The 16,001-nt window shown below is 62.7% G+C and carries 13 protein-coding genes and 1 riboswitch; of the genes, 5 read left to right on the top strand and 8 right to left on the bottom strand.

The genetic code is table 11. From position 1 onward, the window contains the following. Positions 1-111 precede the first annotated feature (111 nt). On the top strand, positions 112-1,143 hold the full coding sequence (gene sohB, locus JFU57_RS27765; protein WP_020296904.1) for a protease SohB: 1,032 nt from the start codon (positions 112-114) through the stop codon (positions 1,141-1,143). Positions 1,144-1,245: 102 nt separating this feature from the next. Here the strand turns inward: sohB and JFU57_RS27760 are convergent, their stop codons facing one another. Together JFU57_RS27760 and JFU57_RS27755 are read right to left on the bottom strand one after the other, a co-directional pair. Next, entirely contained in the window at positions 1,246-1,740 is a 495-nt protein-coding gene (locus tag JFU57_RS27760; protein WP_020296903.1) for a DUF934 domain-containing protein, read from the bottom strand. Continuing rightward, entirely contained in the window at positions 1,724-3,382 is a 1,659-nt protein-coding gene (locus JFU57_RS27755; protein ID WP_078468745.1) for a nitrite/sulfite reductase, read from the bottom strand. The genes JFU57_RS27760 and JFU57_RS27755 overlap by 17 nt, the downstream gene beginning before the upstream one ends. 483 nt (positions 3,383-3,865) lie before the next feature. Between JFU57_RS27755 and JFU57_RS27750 the strand changes: the two genes are divergently transcribed. Further along, a complete protein-coding gene (locus JFU57_RS27750) occupies positions 3,866-4,951 on the top strand; it encodes an ABC transporter substrate-binding protein (RefSeq protein WP_078469132.1) in 1,086 nt (361 codons plus the stop codon). Between the two features lie 7 nt (positions 4,952-4,958). Here JFU57_RS27750 and JFU57_RS27745 read toward each other — a convergent pair whose 3' ends face one another. Beyond that, positions 4,959-5,177, bottom strand: coding sequence for a DUF2970 domain-containing protein (locus tag JFU57_RS27745; RefSeq protein WP_201131503.1), 219 nt, complete (start codon positions 5,175-5,177; stop codon positions 4,959-4,961). Positions 5,178-5,305: 128 nt separating this feature from the next. After that, complete coding sequence (gene metH, locus JFU57_RS27740) at positions 5,306-9,016, bottom strand: methionine synthase (RefSeq protein WP_201131502.1); 3,711 nt, start codon at positions 9,014-9,016, stop codon at positions 5,306-5,308. Between the two features lie 154 nt (positions 9,017-9,170). Here metH and JFU57_RS27735 point away from each other — a divergent pair, with 154 nt between their 5' ends. The 3 genes from JFU57_RS27735 (at position 9,171) to nfuA (ending at position 13,229) form a co-directional block, all read left to right on the top strand. After that, positions 9,171-11,465 carry a fatty acid cis/trans isomerase gene (locus JFU57_RS27735; RefSeq protein WP_201131501.1) on the top strand — a complete coding sequence of 765 codons (2,295 nt, stop codon included), beginning with the start codon at positions 9,171-9,173 and terminating at the stop codon, positions 11,463-11,465. An 87-nt stretch (positions 11,466-11,552) separates the two neighbouring features. Next, a complete protein-coding gene (locus JFU57_RS27730) occupies positions 11,553-12,587 on the top strand; it encodes an acyltransferase family protein (protein ID WP_078468749.1) in 1,035 nt (344 codons plus the stop codon). 57 nt (positions 12,588-12,644) lie between these two features. After that, on the top strand, positions 12,645-13,229 hold the full coding sequence (nfuA, locus tag JFU57_RS27725; protein WP_078468750.1) for a Fe-S biogenesis protein NfuA: 585 nt from the start codon (positions 12,645-12,647) through the stop codon (positions 13,227-13,229). Between the two features lie 181 nt (positions 13,230-13,410). On the opposite strand, the gene cobM is transcribed toward nfuA, so the two are convergent. The 4 genes from cobM to JFU57_RS27705 form a co-directional block, all read right to left on the bottom strand. Further along, a complete protein-coding gene (cobM, locus tag JFU57_RS27720; protein ID WP_201131500.1) occupies positions 13,411-14,157 on the bottom strand; it encodes a precorrin-4 C(11)-methyltransferase in 747 nt (248 codons plus the stop codon). Positions 14,158-14,238: 81 nt separating this feature from the next. Next, complete coding sequence (locus JFU57_RS27715) at positions 14,239-14,652, bottom strand: cobalamin biosynthesis protein (RefSeq protein WP_201131499.1); 414 nt, start codon at positions 14,650-14,652, stop codon at positions 14,239-14,241. Further along, a complete protein-coding gene (locus JFU57_RS27710) occupies positions 14,649-15,350 on the bottom strand; it encodes a CbtA family protein (RefSeq protein ID WP_078468753.1) in 702 nt (233 codons plus the stop codon). Before JFU57_RS27710 ends, JFU57_RS27715 begins: the two co-directional genes overlap by 4 nt. An 11-nt stretch (positions 15,351-15,361) precedes the next feature. After that, complete coding sequence (locus tag JFU57_RS27705) at positions 15,362-15,550, bottom strand: CbtB domain-containing protein (RefSeq protein ID WP_020296891.1); 189 nt, start codon at positions 15,548-15,550, stop codon at positions 15,362-15,364. Between the two features lie 97 nt (positions 15,551-15,647). Continuing rightward, a riboswitch (cobalamin riboswitch) is annotated at positions 15,648-15,874 on the bottom strand. Positions 15,875-16,001 lie beyond the last annotated feature (127 nt).

Below are 16,001 nucleotides of genomic sequence, written 5' to 3'. Positions count from 1 at the left end.
TTGGAGCTTGGTTACACAAGGTTTCGCGGCTGGTGGTGGACCGGCCGCGTCGGTATGCTGGCGTCCATTACGCCGCTCGTTGGCAGCGGCATAGGTGTTTAAGGAGTCGCTGTGGATTTTATTGCGGAGTACGCAAGTTTTCTGGCTAAAACCGTCACCCTTGTGGTGGCGATCCTGGTGGTGCTGATCACCGCGGCAGCCCTGCGCAGCAAAGGGCGGCGCAAGTCGGCCGGTCAGTTGCAGGTCAGCAAGCTCAATGACTTTTACAAGGGCCTGCGCGAGCGCCTGGAGCAGAGCCTGCTCGACAAGGACCAACTCAAGGCCTTGCGCAAGTCCCAGGGCAAGATCGAAAAAAACCAGAAAAAACTGAAGAAGCAGCCTGAGGCCAAGTCCCGGGTATTCGTGCTGGACTTCAATGGCGACATCAAGGCCTCGGCCACTGAAAGCCTGCGCCACGAAATCACCGCCTTGCTCAGCCTGGCCACGCCCAAGGATGAAGTGGTGCTGCGCCTGGAAAGCGGCGGCGGCATGGTTCACAGCTACGGCCTGGCGTCCTCGCAACTGGCGCGTATCCGCCAGGCGGGCGTGCCCTTGACCGTGTGCATCGACAAGGTCGCGGCCAGCGGCGGCTACATGATGGCGTGCATCGGCGAGAAGATTATCAGCGCGCCGTTCGCCATCCTCGGCTCGATTGGCGTGGTGGCGCAGTTGCCCAACGTCAACCGCCTGTTGAAGAAGCACGACATCGACTTTGAAGTGCTGACCGCCGGCGAATACAAGCGCACCCTGACCGTGTTTGGCGAAAACACCGAGAAGGGCCGGGAGAAGTTCCAGGAAGACCTGGACATCACCCACCAGCTGTTCAAGAACTTCGTGTCCCGCTACCGCCCGCAACTGGCCATCGATGAAGTGGCCACCGGCGAAGTCTGGCTGGGCGTGGCGGCGCAAGAGAAGTTGCTGGTGGACGAGTTGCAGACCAGCGACGAATACCTGGCCGACAAGGCCAAGAGCGCCGAGGTGTTCCACCTGCACTATGCCGAGCGCAAGAGCCTGCAGGAGCGCGTGGGGCTGGCGGCCAGCGGTTCCATTGACCGCGTGCTGCTGACCTGGTGGAGCCGCCTGACTCAGCAACGCTTCTGGTAAACCGCGGAGGGCGGTGCAACAGCCACCGCCATTTCCTGCAGCGCCGGATACAAAAAAGCCCTGAGCCGGTTTCCCGGTCCAGGGCTTTTTTATGCGCCAGGTTTAGCGGCGACGGAACAGCGGCAGCGGTTCGTCGGTGGCGGCCTGGTAGGTCACCGAGAAGTCCTTGAGGCTTTCCAGAGCTTCGTACGGGTCTTTATCAGCGCGCAGGGCGTAGGCATCGAAACCGCAACGGTGCAGGTAGAACAGCTGATCGCGCAGCACGTCGCCGATGGCCCGCAACTCGCCCTTATAACCGTAGCGGTCACGCAGCAGGCGGGCGTTGGAGTAGTTGCGTCCGTCGGTGAAGGCCGGGAAGTTCAGGGCGATGACCTGGAACTGGTCGACGTCATCACCGATTTCCTCGGCTTCTTCTTCAGCGTCCAGCCACACGCCCAGACCGCCATCGCGGGCCTTGAGGGCGTGAGCGTGCTCGCGCCACAACGCCAGCGGCACGATCAGGTCGTCGCAGTTGGAGATGCCATCGAGGGTCGCGTCCTTGGGCAGCAAGTGCCAGGTTTCGTCGACGACCTCGTTGTTCTTAATGATTCGCTGCATAGACACGCTCCTTGAAGAGGTCGATACCGATACGTTGGTAGGTGTCGATAAAGCGCTCGTCTTCGTTACGCTGTTCCACGTAGACGTCGATCAGCTTGGAGATCACATCCGGCATGGCGTCCTGGGCGAAGGACGGGCCGAGGATCTTGCCCAGGCTGGCATCGCGGCTGGCGCTGCCACCCAGGGACACCTGATAGAACTCTTCGCCTTTCTTGTCGACACCAAGGATGCCGATGTGGCCCACGTGGTGGTGACCACAGGCGTTCATGCACCCGGAGATGTTCAGGTCCAGTTCGCCGATGTCGAACAGGTAGTCCAGGTCGTCGAAGCGACGCTGGATGGATTCGGCGATCGGGATCGACTTGGCGTTGGCCAGGGAGCAGAAGTCGCCGCCCGGGCAGCAGATGATGTCGGTCAGCAGGCCGATGTTCGGCGTGGCGAAACCGCGTTCACGCAATTCACCCCACATGGCGAACAACTGGCTCTGTTCAACGTCGGCCAGGATGATGTTCTGCTCGTGGGAGGTGCGCAGTTGACCGAAGCTGTAGCGGTCGGCCAGGTCGGCCACGGCGTCCAGCTGTTTGTCGGTGAGGTCACCCGGGGCCACGCCGGTCGGTTTCAGCGACAGGGTCACCGCCACATAGCCCGGCTTCTTGTGGGCCAGGGTGTTGCGCGTGCGCCAGCGGGCGAAGCCTGGGTGCTGCTGGTCGAGTGCGGCCAGCTCGGCGGTTTGGTCTTCCAGGGCCTTGTAGTCCGGGTCGACGAAGTGTTTGGCCACGCGATGCACTTCGGCATCGGTCAGGGTGGTCTGGCCACCGCGCAGGTGTTCCATCTCTGCGTCGACTTTTTGCGCAAAGACTTCAGGCGTCAGGGCCTTGACCAGGATCTTGATCCGCGCCTTGTACTTGTTGTCACGACGGCCATAGCGGTTGTAGACCCGCAGGATCGCGTCGAGGTAGCTCAACAGGTCCTGCCACGGCAGGAACTCGTTGATAAAGGCGCCGACCACCGGGGTACGGCCCAGGCCGCCACCCACCAGTACGCGGAAGCCCAGCTCGCCAGCGGCGTTGTACACCGGCTCCAGGCCGATGTCGTGGACTTCGATGGCCGCGCGGTCCGAGGTCGAGCCGTTGATGGCGATCTTGAACTTGCGCGGCAGGTAGGCGAATTCCGGGTGGAAAGTGGTCCACTGGCGGACGATTTCGCACCAGGGGCGCGGGTCGATCACTTCGTCGGCAGCGACGCCGGCGAACTGGTCGGTGGTGACGTTGCGCAGGCAGTTGCCGCTGGTCTGGATTGCGTGCATCTGCACGGTGGCCAGCTCAGCCAGGATATCCGGGATGTCTTCCAGGGCCGGCCAGTTGAACTGCACGTTCTGCCGGGTACTGATGTGGGCATAGCCCTTGTCGTAGTCGCGAGCGATCTTGGCCATCATTCGCGTCTGGCGCGAAGTCAGCTGGCCATAAGGCACGGCGACCCGCAGCATCGGGGCAAAACGTTGGATATAGAGGCCATTCTGCAAGCGCAGAGGGCGGAATTCTTCTTCGCTCAGCTCGCCTGCCAGATAGCGTCGGGTCTGATCACGGAACTGCTTGACGCGGTCCTCGATGATTCGCTGATCGTACTCGTCGTATACGTACATATAGGTCCTGTTCTCAGGCTTATCAGGTAACCGGAGAGGCTGCGGTCACCTCAGCAATTCTGCGCGCACGGCCGCGCACTCCCAACGGAGCCGGCGCACGATACCAGTTTGCAGTTATGCGCAAAAGTGATGTTTGAGTATATGCAAAGAACTAAAACGACTAACGGTGCAAGACCACATTTGTGGTAAGGGCAAAGCTGGTCTTAACTCTGCGGGAGTCTTCGAGCAGTCACCGATAAAACCGACAAGAGGCGATGCTATGAGCAATCCGACCAAGGCAAGGAAAACCGACAGCAGTGTCGATGCTTGGGCCATTCTGTTCCTGATCATTCTGGTGGTGGGAACGGCGGTGTTCTGGGTCAGTCATCAGTAGGTAACGGGCAGAAATAACCCGGATTGTCCGACAAAATCGACGATGTCACTGACAGTTGCCAGTATTTTGCCCGCTATAATGCGCGGCATTATCTTGGGGTTCGCGTGACGATGTTGAAGGTTTTGTGCAAGGGCTTGCTGCTGCTGAGTCTGCCGTTCTGGGCAGTGGCTCACGCCACTTCAGTGCTTTTTCTCAATCCGGGCACTTCCACGGAAACGTTCTGGGTCAATTATTCGCAATTCATGCAGGCCGCGGCCAAGGACCTCGGCCTGGATTTGCGTGTGCGCTATTCCGAGCGCAATCCCGGCAACACCCTCAGTCAGGCCCGTGAGGCGCTGCAGGGCGACCAACGGCCGGACTACCTGATCCTGGTCAACGAGCAATATGTCGCGCCGGAGATCCTGCGCCTGTCCCAGGGCAGCGGGGTCAAGCTATTTATCGTCAACAGCGTGCTCACCCCCGACCAGTTGCGTTTGCTCAACGAGCGCAATGACCAGCGCTCGGAGTGGATCGGCAGCCTGGTGGCCGACGATGAAAAGGCCGGCTATCAGACGCTCAAGGAACTGATCCGCCAGCATGGCCCGGTTGCGCCGGGGCAAACCGTTGATCTGCTGGCGTTCTCCGGGATGAAAATCACCCCGGCCTCGCAATTGCGCGAGCAGGGCCTGCATCGGGCACTGGCTGAACACCCCGAGGTGCGCCTGCGCCAACTGGTGTACGGCGAATGGACCCGGCAGCGGGCCTATGAGCAGGCCCAGCAGTTGCTCAAGCGCTACCCGCACACGGCGTTGATCTGGTCGGCAAACGATGAGATGGCGCTGGGTGCGATGGCCGCCGCGCAAGAACTCAAGCACCAGCCGGGCAAGGATGTGTTGTTCAGTGCGGTCAACAGTTCGCCCCAGGCCTTGCAGGCGCTATTGGACGGACGCTTGAGCGCCTTGAGTGCCGGGCATTTCACCCTGGGAGGCTGGGCCCTGGTGTTGCTGCACGATTATGAGCAGGGGGTGGACATGACCCGGCACGGCGGCCCGTTCTGGCAGGTAGGGTTGTTTCAACTGATCGACAAGCCCCTGGCCAGGCGCCTGCTGGCCGTGCAGGCGACCCAGGACTACGGCATCAACTTCCGGGCGCTTTCGGCCAAGGGCAAACCGGACAGTTATCGCTACCCGTTCGACCTGCAAATGCTGATGCGCTGACGCGCGTTCAGATCCCCGCCAGGTGCAGCACCAGCTTGACGATGCCGAACAGGGTCAAGGCAAATACCGCAGTGAACAGGATGCCCATCGCCACGAAGTGGCTGGGTTTGCCGTGGGTGAAATCCCGGGCGCGGTTCTTGCCGCTCTGCACGCCGAACGCCGCCGCTACCACGCTGTGCAGCATCTGCCAGAAGGTCGGCGGCTTGCCATTGATTGGGTCGTCCATAAATCCCTCGACACAGGTGTGTGTGCAAAGAGCATAGACAATCTGGCCAAGGGCGAGCCGGCTATCCCCGGGCCAATCTCGCCCGGTGATAGCCGGCGCTCACCCCATGAGCGGCCGGAGGGCGGGTATCAGTTGTCGTAACCCAGGTTGGGTGCCAGCCAGCGCTCGGTCACGGCCAGGTCCTGGCCTTTGCGCGCGGTGTAGCTCTGCACCTGGTCCTTGTCGAGCTTGCCCACGGCGAAGTACTGCGCCTGCGGGTGGGCGAAGTACCAGCCGCTGACCGCCGCGGCCGGGAACATGGCGTAGTGCTCGGTGAGGAACACGCCGCTGCGGCCGGCATGCATTTCGTGGGCCTCTGGGTCGAGCAACTGGAACAACTGGGCTTTTTCGGTGTGATCCGGGCACGCCGGGTAACCCGGGGCAGGGCGGATGCCGCTGTACTGTTCCTTGATCAGCGCTTCGTTATCCAGCTGTTCGTCCTTGGCGTAGCCCCAGTGTTCTTTACGCACCTGCTGGTGCAGCCACTCGGCGCAGGCTTCGGCCAGGCGGTCGGCCAGGGCCTTGACCATGATCGAGTTGTAGTCGTCGCCGGCATCCTGGTAAGCCTTGGCCACTTCTTCGGCGCCGATACCGGCGGTGGTGATGAAACCCCCGATGTAGTCGGTCACGCCGCTGTCCTTGGGCGCCACGAAGTCGGCCAGGGAGAAGTTCGGCTTGCCGTCGGTCTTGATGATCTGCTGGCGCAGGTGATGCAGGCGCGCTAGGGGCTGGCCGTCATCGCCGTAGACTTCCAGGTCATCGTCCTGCACCTGGTTGGTCGGCCAGAAGCCGAACACCGCACGGGCGCTGATGAGTTTTTCGTCGATCAGCTTCTTGAGCATTTCCTGGGCGTCGGCGTACAGCGCGGTGGCTGCCTCACCAACCACTTCATCGGTCAGGATGCGCGGGAACTTGCCGGCCAGGTCCCAGGAGATAAAGAACGGGGTCCAGTCGATGTACTCGGCCAGTACCTTGAGGTCGATGTTGTCCAGTACCTTGGCGCCGGTGAACGTCGGTTTGACCGGCTGGTAGCTGCTCCAGTCGAACTGCGGTTTCTTGGCGATGGCCGCCGCGTAGCTCAGGCGTTCGGTGCGGGCGCTGCGGTTGGCGGTGCGCTCGCGCACTTCCACGTATTCTTCCCGGGTCTTCTGCACGAAGCCGGCCTTGAGCTCTTTGGACAGCAGCTGAGTGGCCACGCCCACCGCGCGCGAGGCGTCGGTCACGTAGACCACTGCGTCGTTGCTGTACTTGGGTTCGATCTTCACCGCGGTGTGGGCCTTGGAGGTGGTGGCGCCACCGATCATCAGCGGCAGGTGGAAGTCCTGGCGCTGCATTTCACGGGCGACGTGCACCATTTCGTCCAGGGACGGGGTGATCAGGCCGGAGAGGCCGATGATGTCGCACTTCTGCTCCTTGGCCACCTGCAGGATCTTCTCCGCCGGCACCATCACCCCCAGGTCGACGATGTCATAGCCGTTGCAACCCAGGACCACGCCGACGATGTTCTTGCCGATGTCGTGCACGTCGCCCTTGACCGTGGCCATGAGGATCTTGCCCTTGGCTTCCGGCTTGTCGCCTTTTTCCAGCTCGATGAAGGGAATCAGGTGGGCCACCGCCTGTTTCATCACCCGCGCCGATTTCACCACCTGGGGCAGGAACATTTTGCCGGCGCCGAACAGGTCGCCGACGATGTTCATCCCGGACATCAGCGGGCCTTCGATCACTTCGATCGGGCGGCTGAAGGACAGGCGCGACTCTTCGGTGTCTTCGACAATGTGGGTGGTGATGCCCTTGACCAGGGCGTGCTCGAGGCGCTTGTTGACCTCCCAGCCGCGCCATTCCTCGGTCTCGGCTTCCTTGACGCTGCCGTCGCCCTTGTACTTGTCGGCGATTGCCAGCAGGGCGTCGGTGCCGTTAGGCGTGCGGTTGAGCACCACGTCTTCCACGGCGTCGCGCAGCTCGGCCGGGATCTGGTCGTAGATCTCCAGCTGGCCGGCGTTGACGATACCCATGGTCAGGCCGTTGCGGATCGCATACAGCAGGAACACCGAGTGAATTGCCTCGCGCACCGGGTTGTTGCCGCGGAACGAGAACGACACGTTGGACACGCCACCCGAGGTCAGCGCATACGGCAGCTCGTCGCGGATATAGGCGCAGGCGTTGATGAAGTCCACGGCGTAGTTGTTGTGTTCTTCGATGCCGGTGGCCACGGCGAAGATGTTCGGGTCGAAGATGATGTCTTCCGGGGGGAAGCCCACGTCATTCACCAGGATGTCGTAGGAGCGCTTGCAGATTTCCTTCTTGCGCGCCTCGGTGTCGGCCTGGCCGGCTTCGTCGAAGGCCATCACCACCACGGCGGCGCCGTAGCGTTTGCACAGCTTGGCGTGGTGAATGAACTGCTCGACGCCTTCTTTCATGCTGATGGAGTTGACGATGCCCTTGCCCTGGATGCACTTCAGGCCGGCCTCGATCACTTCCCACTTCGAGGAGTCGATCATGATCGGCACCCGCGAGATGTCCGGTTCGCCGGCAATCAGGTTGAGGAAGGTGACCATCGCCTTCTTCGAGTCCAGCATCCCTTCGTCCATGTTGATGTCGATCACCTGGGCGCCGGCTTCGACCTGTTGCAGGGCGACTTCCAGGGCTTCGGTGTAGTTGTCTTCACGGATCAGGCGGGCGAATTTGGCGGAGCCGGTGATGTTGGTGCGCTCGCCGACGTTGACGAACAACGAGCTGCGATCGATGGTGAACGGCTCCAGGCCCGACAGGCGGCAGGCTTTGGGAATGTCCGGGATCGCCCGCGGCGCGTAGCCGGCCACGGCCTTGGCGATGGCTTCGATGTGGCCCGGGGTGGTGCCGCAGCAGCCGCCGACGATGTTGAGGAAGCCGCTTTGGGCGAATTCCTCGATGACCTTGGCGGTTTCTTCCGGCAGTTCGTCGTATTCGCCGAATTCGTTGGGCAGGCCGGCGTTGGGGTGCGCCGAAACATGGGTGTTGGCCTTGTTCGACAGCTCTTCCAGGTACGGGCGCAGTTCGCTGGCACCGAGGGCGCAGTTGAGGCCGACCGAGATCGGCTTGGCGTGGGCCACGGAGTTCCAGAAGGCTTCGGTGGTCTGGCCGGACAGCGTGCGGCCGGAGGCGTCGGTGATGGTGCCGGAGATCATGATCGGCAACTCGAAGCCCAACTCGTCGAACACCCCTTGCACGGCGAAGATCGCCGCCTTGGCGTTGAGGGTGTCGAAGATGGTTTCGATCAGGATCAGGTCGGCGCCGCCTTCGATCAAGCCCCGGGTGGCTTCGGTGTAGTTTTCCACCAGCTCATCGAAGGTCACGTTGCGGTAGCCGGGGTTGTTGACGTCCGGCGACAGCGAGCAGGTGCGGCTGGTCGGCCCGATCACGCCGGCGACGAAACGCGGCTTCTCCGGGGTTTCCAGGGTCTTGGCGTCGGCCACCTTGCGTGCCAGGCGTGCACCTTCGACGTTCAGCTCGTAGGCCAGGCCCTGCATGCCGTAATCGGCCAGGGACACCTGGGTGGCGTTGAAGGTGTTGGTTTCCAGGATGTCGGCACCGGCGTCGAGGTAGGCCTTCTCGATCGAGCCGATCACGTCCGGGCGCGTCAGCACCAACAGGTCGTTGTTGCCCTTGACGTCGCTTGGCCAGTCGGCGAAGCGCTTGCCACGGTAGTCCTGCTCCTCGAGCTTGTAGCTCTGGATCATGGTGCCCATGCCGCCATCGAGAATCAGGATGCGCTCTTTGAGAGCTTGCTGGAGGGCTTGAAGGCGAGCACTGCGATCGGACATGGGGACTACCTGGTAAGGCCATTGCGAAGGGCGGCGATCATAGCAAACCTGTGCGCTATTGGAGCATGTGCTGCTTTTGCATGAATATCGCTCATGTTGATATCAGCCTGACCTCGGTAGAATTGCGCGGTTTTCTACGCCCAGGACCAGAGACATGCCGTATCGCGTCAGTATCAGCGCGTTTTTTTTACTGCTGATAAGCAGCACCACGCAGGCAGAGACTCCGGTTCCGGCGCTCTCTTACACCCGCGACATCCAGCCGATTTTCACCGAGAAGTGCGTGGCCTGCCATGCCTGCTATGACTCCGCCTGTCAGCTCAACCTGGGCAGTGCCGAGGGCGCGGCCCGGGGCGCGTCGAAAGTCCCGGTCTACGACGGTGAGCGGCGCCAGGCCCAGGCGCCGACCCGGCTGTTCTACGACGCGTTCGGCAAGGCCGCCTGGCAGCGCAAGGACTTCTATTCGGTGCTCGACGCCCAGGGCAGCCAGGCGGCGCTGATGGCGCGCATGCTGGAGCTGGGGCACAACACCCCATTGCAACCCAATGCCAAGCTGCCGGAGGACATCGTCCTGGGCCTGAACCGGGAAAACATGTGCCCGCAGCCCGGCGAATTCGACGCCTATGCCGGTGCTCATCCCAAAGAGGGCATGCCGCTGGCGGTGACCGGCCTTACCGATCAGCAGTACCAGACCCTGCAGCGCTGGCTGGCGTCCGGTGCGCCGATCGACCAGCAGGGCCTGGCCCCCAGCGCCCGCGAAGCGATGCAGGTGCTGCAATGGGAAGGCTTGTTCAACGCCCCCGGCGCCCGGGAAAGCCTGGTGGCACGCTGGTTGTTCGAGCACTTGTTCCTGGCCCATATCTACTTCGAGGACGGTGAGCCGGGGCATTTCTTCCAGTGGGTGCGTTCGCGCACGCCCAGCGGCCAGCCCATCGACCTGATCAACACCCGGCGCCCCAACGATGACCCGGGGACCCAGGTCTATTACCGCCTGTGGCCGGTGCAGGGGGTGATCGTGCACAAGACCCACATTACCTACCCGCTGAGCGCGGCGAAGATGGCCCGGGTCAAGAATCTGTTCTACAGCGGGGACTGGCAGGTCACGGCCTTGCCCGGTTACGGACCGACGCGCCGGGCCAACCCGTTCGAGACCTTCGAGGCGATCCCGGCCAAGGCCCGCTACCAGTTCATGCTGGATAACGCTGAGTACTTCGTACGCACCTTTATCCGCGGCCCGGTGTGCCGGGGACAGATCGCCACCGATGTGATCCGCGACAATTTCTGGGCGTTGTTCCAGGCGCCGGAACATGACCTGTACATCACCGATCCGGCGTACCGGGGCCAGGCCACGCCGCTGCTGGCGATGCCCGGGCAGAACGACGATGTGGGCAGTGTGCTGAGCCTGTGGCTGGCTTACCGCGACAAGCGTAATGACTACGAGGCCCTGCGCCGCGACTCCTATGCCGATTCGCCAGCGCCGAGCTGGTCGAGCCTGTGGGCCGGCAACGACAACGCCTTGCTGAGTATTTTTCGCCACTTCGACAGCGCCTCGGTGACCAAGGGCCTGATCGGCGAGGTGCCGCAGACGATGTGGCTGTTCGACTACCCGTTGCTGGAGCGCACGTACTACCAGTTGGCGGTGAATTTCGACGTGTTCGGCAACGTCTCGCACCAGGCCCAGACCCGGCTGTACTTCGATTTGATCCGCAACGGCGCGGAGCAGAACTTCCTGCGCCTGATGCCTGCCGGCACCCGCGAGGATTTCCTCGACGACTGGTACCAGAGCAGCGGCAAATTCAAGATGTGGCTGGATTACGAGTCCATCGACGACGACAAGCGCAGCGCCTTGAAGCTCGACGAAAAAGACCCGAAACGCGATTTTGCCAAGCAATTGCTGGCGCGTTATGGCGACCTCAATGCTCGGCCGGACCCAATCAACCGCTGTGATAGCGCCTATTGTTCCCGGCCCGGCATCGACCCGCAGTTGCAGGATGCCGAACAGGCCCTGAGCCGCCTGACCTCGCGTCCGGCCGCCGGGCTCAAGGTCATCGATCAGTTGCCCGAGGCCAGCATGCTGCGCATCCAGACCCGCAGCGGGCAGCGGGTGTTCTACAGCCTGTTGCGCAACCGGGCCCACAGTAATGTGGCGTTCATGCTGGGTGAGCAGCTGCGTTATCAGCCGGGGCTGGACACCTTGACCCTCTATCCGGGCGTGCTCAGCAGCTACCCAAACTTCATCTTCAATATCCCGGCCAATCAGGTGCCGGAGTTCGTCACCGCGATGGAGAACGCCAAGGACGCCCATCGCTTCGAGAAGATTGTCGAGCGCTGGGGGATCCGCCGCAGCCATCCGCAGTTCTGGCAGTATTTCCATGACCAGACCCGCTTTCTCGAAGAAACCGACCCGGTGGAAGCGGGTGTGCTGGACATGAATCGCTACGAGAATCTTTGATCGACCTTTGCCCGCTGCCTGCGGTCCCAAGCTTTAGGCGCCTGAGTGGTTCAGGCGCTGTCGGGGCTGGCTGGGGAGGGCACGAGGATGTTGATTTCGGTACAGGCGCTGCGGGCGCTGGCCGCCTGGACGGTGGTCTGCCACCACTTCATGCAGATCTTTTTCGACTTCCACGCCAGCAGCGCCCTGGGTCAATTGTTTATCGACAAGGGCGCGGTGGGGGTCGATATCTTCTTTGTCATCAGCGGGCTGGTGATCTTCCTGTCGACTGAAAACAAGGACCTGCCCCCCGGGCGTTTCCTGATGTACCGGCTGTTTCGGATTGTCCCGGCCTATTGGCTGTACACGCTGCTGATGGGCCTGCTGGTGGTGTTTGCGCGGCCGGCGTTTGCCGATCAGAGCGTCGACTGGTGGCACTTGCTGCTGTCGCTGCTGTTTATCCCGACCCAGAACCCGGGTGGGTATGGCATCTACCCGACCCTGAACGTGGGCTGGACCCTGAACTACGAAATGCTGTTTTACCTGCTGTTCGCCTGGACATTGCTGTTCCGCCTGCACCTGCGGTTGCTGATCGTCGCGGCGCTGCTGTTTGCCGTGAGCCAGGCCTGGACCGGGTTTGGCTGGGTCAGCGATTTTTATCGCTCGGACATCGTCTATGAGTTTTTGCTGGGGATCGGCCTGGGCATGCTCTATCGCCGAGGCTGGATCAAGCCCGGGCTGTGGCTGCCGCTGCTGCTGATCGGCGGCGCGCTGCTGGCGATCTACCAACTGCCACCGCAGCCGCGGGTGCTGGCCTGGGGCTTGCCGAGTGCCCTGATCGTGGCGTCGAGCATGGCGCTGGAGCGTTATTTCCAGCACAACCGCCTGCTCAAGGTGCTGGGAGACAGCTCGTACTCGGTGTACCTGATGCATGTGCTGGTGCTGTCCCTGGGGGGCTATGTGGCACAACGCTATGGCCTGAACCCCTACGCGGTATTTGCCGGGTGCGTGCTGATCATCGGCCTGGCCGCCTGGGGCAGCTACGAATGGGTGGAGAAGCGCAGCTATCAGTGGCTCAAACGCTGGGCCGACGCCCCGGCCGCTGCCCGCCCGGCCTTGGCGTTAACCCGACAAAAACCCTAGGACTTTGTACGGCGCGCCGATTGGCGTAAACTCCGCCCACGCCTGCGAGGAATTTCCATGACCGCTATTACCATTACCGACGCCGCCCACGATTACCTGGCTGATCTGCTCTCCAAGCAGAACACCCCGGGTATCGGGATCCGCGTCTTTATCACCCAGCCAGGAACTCAGTACGCCGAGACCTGCATCGCCTATTGCAAGCCGGGCGAAGAAAAACCCGAAGACAAGGCCATTGGCCTGAAGAGCTTCACCGCTTATATCGATTCGTTCAGCGAAGCCTTTCTCGATGATGCGGTGGTCGACTACGCCACCGACCGCATGGGCGGCCAGCTGACCATCAAGGCGCCCAATGCCAAGGTGCCAATGGTCAACGCCGATAGCCCGGTCAACGAGCGCATCAACTACTACCTGCAAACCGAAATCAACCCGGGGTTGGCCAGCCACGGCGGCCAGGTCAGCCTGATCGACGTGGTTGAAGACGGCATCGCCGTGCTGCAATTCGGCGGCGGCTGCCAGGGCTGCGGCCAGGCGGATGTGACCCTGAGGGAAGGCATCGAGCGCACGTTGCTCGAGCGTATCCCGGAGCTCAAGGGGGTCCGCGACGTGACCGACCACACGCAGAAAGAAAACGCCTACTACTAAGTAAGGCGTTCACTGCACCCAAAAAAACGGCGCCCCGTGAGCGCCGTTTTTTTATGGGCCAGAAAAGGCGCCGTCAACCCCGGGCAAATGACTGTGCTGTGCGGGCGGGGAGCAGGTTTGTGGCGAGGGAGCTTGCTCCCGCTCGGCCGCAAAGCGGCTGCCCCCCGTATCCCCGCGCGCCCTACGGGCGATACAAATGCGCATGCCCCGAGCGATACAGCGACGACTCACTGAAATGATCCGTCGCCAGCACCCGGCCCACCAGAATCAACGCCGTGCGGCGAAAACCCTTGGCCGTCACTTTTTGCTCGATGTCGTTCAGGGTGCCCAGCACCCAGTCCTGATCCGGCCAGGTGGCGCGATGGACCACGGCAATCGGGCAATCGGCGCCGTAGTGGGGCAGCAGTTCGGCGACGATTTTCTGCAGGTGGTTGACCCCCAGGTGAATCGCCATGGTCGCGCCATGCTGGGCCAGGCTGGAGAACTCCTCGCCAGGGGGCATCGTGGTCTTGTCGGCGTAGCGGGTCAGGATCACGCTTTGCGACACGTCCGGCAGGGTCAGCTCCGCTCCGAGCAACGCGGCGCAGGCGGCGGTGGCGGTGACCCCGGGGACGATTTCAAAGGGGATCTGCAATTGGCGCAGGTGGCGGATCTGCTCGCCGATGGCGCCATACAGGCTGGGGTCGCCGGAATGCACCCGGGCCACGTCCTGGCCCTTGGCGTGGGCGTTCTTGATCAGCTCGATGATCTGTTCCAGGTGCAACTCGGCGCTGTTGACCAGCAGTTCGGCGCTATGCCCCGCCAGCACCGCCTCGGGCACCAGGGAGCCGGCGTAGATAATCACCGGGCAGCGATGGATCAGCCGCTGGCCCTTGACGGTGATCAGCTCCGGGTCGCCGGGGCCGGCGCCGATAAAAAAGACGGTCATGGCTGTTTCCTGTGAAAAAAGGGTCAAGGCAAGCCTGTAGATGAAGATTGCTCATGATCAACGCGGGGGATTATCGGGGTTTTAGCCGCAGCAGGCCATGGCCAGGGTCGCCTGGGCGTACTTTTGGCGGCGGATCAGCAGTTTCGCCGGGCTCTGCGCCAGGCGTTCGGCCAGGGCCAGGGCGGCGCTTTCGGCCACGCCATAGCAGCCGGTGCGTTCGTAGGCGATTTCCGAGCGGTGGCTCAGTTGCAGCGCATAGGGCGTGAGCTGCGAGCTGCTGAAACAGGTCAGGGGCAGGGCCAGTTGCTCGGCCAGTTGCAGCAGGCCGGGCTCTTCGCGTTTCAGGTCGATACTGGCCAGGCCCCGGACTTGATCCAGCCCGAAGCCATGGGTCTCCAGGACCTGGTCGAGCAATGCGCGCAGCGTGTCCACCGGGCAACCGCGCTGGCAACCCAGGCCGACCACCAGGGCCGGCGCTGCGTGCCGTTCACTCATGCCGCGTAGTGACCCGCGCTTTTACGCCGGAACAACCAGGCGCTGATCAGGCCCAGGGCCAGCCAGAACGCGGCATTGGTCAGTTGCGAGGCGATTTTGAACTGCGCTTCCAGGGCCTCCGGAGCCAGCATCGAATGCACTTCCGGCTGTGGCGCGCCAATGATGTGCGGCACGGCAATGATGGCGACACCCAGCACCTTCAACAGCCAGTGCTGGGCAAACACGATCAGCGCGATACCGACGGCGGTCGAGGCCGCGGTGCCGACCCACCAGATCTGCCGTTGCGCCAGGTCCGCAGCGGCGGTGCCCGGCAGCTCGGGCGGCAGGCCCATGGTCGGTGCCAGGCAGAAGGTGGCGTAACCGGCCAAGCCCCACAGCAGCCCCTGGGACGTGCGATTCGGCGCGCGCAGGGTGTACAGGCCGGCGAGCATCAGGGCGAAGCCGACAGCCACCACCAGGTTGCCGCCAGTGGTCGACAGCACGCGCTGCCAGCCATCTTCCGGCTCCCAGGCTTCGGCATCGTGGGTGTGGCCGGCCATGGCGCCTTCGGCGTGTTCATGGACTTCAGTGGCCGGGGCCTTTTCGTAGGTTTCGGCCTGCAAAATCAGCGGGGCGACCCAGAAGCTTTGCAGCAGGGTCAGCAACAGGGCGGCCAGCAGCCCGGTGAAACCTGCGGTTTGCGCAATACGCTTGATCATGTCAGCAGGTCTCAATGGCACGGGAAGGCGGAGCTGTGACGGGTATCGTGGGCAGCGTTGTGCACTGCTTCGATATGGGAGAACCCGGCGAAATACACCAGGCACGCGCCGAGGATCGAGGCACCGATGGCGGCGACCAGGCGTTGGCTCAGGGTGGAGGTGCTGCTGGCGGATTGACTGGTGCTGCTGATGATCGACATGGCGCATCCCTCTGGTTATCAGCGGGTGGATCGAACGCAGCAAAACCCCGCGCGACGGGCGCACAGGGAATTAACAGCGCCCGCCCACCGCGGGTTTGTTATGTGTCTATTGCGGGCCGGTCTCCGGGCTCGCGAGGGGCGGGGCTTGCGCCTGGCCTGCAAGAATCGCCTTCCCATGCCGGATGACCGGCGCAGTGGATCTGATTCTTCGCTCGCTTACCGTTGCGGGGGCAGCACCGGACTGGTCAAGGCCTTGAGTAAGGCACGTGACGCACCGGTTTCCCGTTTCACCCTGTGAAGGGCACCCGTAACAAGGTGTGTAGGAGAGCATGGGCGGGGGAGGGCCGTCAATTGCCACTCTTTCGCAATGGCGCCGGGACCGGGCAATGAATTTTCCCCGCGCCGGCACCGAGGCTGGCCGACAATGCGCATTGACCGGCTCCTGCGCTCT

The organism is Pseudomonas sp. TH07, from assembly GCF_016651285.1.
Lineage (GTDB): Bacteria > Pseudomonadota > Gammaproteobacteria > Pseudomonadales > Pseudomonadaceae > Aquipseudomonas.
The sequence above is the reverse complement of the archived record's forward strand: the minus strand, read 5'-3'. Positions and strand labels throughout refer to the sequence as shown.

Excerpts from the sequence above, each read along its gene's own strand:
- JFU57_RS27760 (WP_020296903.1), bottom strand. The coding sequence starts at position 1,740 with ATGCAGCGAATCATTAAGAACAACGAGGTCGTCGACGAAACCTGGCAC.
- JFU57_RS27755 (WP_078468745.1), bottom strand. The coding sequence starts at position 3,382 with ATGTACGTATACGACGAGTACGATCAGCGAATCATCGAGGACCGCGTC.
- JFU57_RS27750 (WP_078469132.1), top strand. The coding sequence starts at position 3,866 with ATGTTGAAGGTTTTGTGCAAGGGCTTGCTGCTGCTGAGTCTGCCGTTC.
- JFU57_RS27745 (WP_201131503.1), bottom strand. The coding sequence starts at position 5,177 with ATGGACGACCCAATCAATGGCAAGCCGCCGACCTTCTGGCAGATGCTG.
- metH (WP_201131502.1), bottom strand. The coding sequence starts at position 9,016 with ATGTCCGATCGCAGTGCTCGCCTTCAAGCCCTCCAGCAAGCTCTCAAA.
- JFU57_RS27735 (WP_201131501.1), top strand. The coding sequence starts at position 9,171 with ATGCCGTATCGCGTCAGTATCAGCGCGTTTTTTTTACTGCTGATAAGC.
- JFU57_RS27730 (WP_078468749.1), top strand. The coding sequence starts at position 11,553 with ATGTTGATTTCGGTACAGGCGCTGCGGGCGCTGGCCGCCTGGACGGTG.
- nfuA (WP_078468750.1), top strand. The coding sequence starts at position 12,645 with ATGACCGCTATTACCATTACCGACGCCGCCCACGATTACCTGGCTGAT.
- cobM (WP_201131500.1), bottom strand. The coding sequence starts at position 14,157 with ATGACCGTCTTTTTTATCGGCGCCGGCCCCGGCGACCCGGAGCTGATC.
- JFU57_RS27715 (WP_201131499.1), bottom strand. The coding sequence starts at position 14,652 with ATGAGTGAACGGCACGCAGCGCCGGCCCTGGTGGTCGGCCTGGGTTGC.
- JFU57_RS27710 (WP_078468753.1), bottom strand. The coding sequence starts at position 15,350 with ATGATCAAGCGTATTGCGCAAACCGCAGGTTTCACCGGGCTGCTGGCC.
- JFU57_RS27705 (WP_020296891.1), bottom strand. The coding sequence starts at position 15,550 with ATGTCGATCATCAGCAGCACCAGTCAATCCGCCAGCAGCACCTCCACC.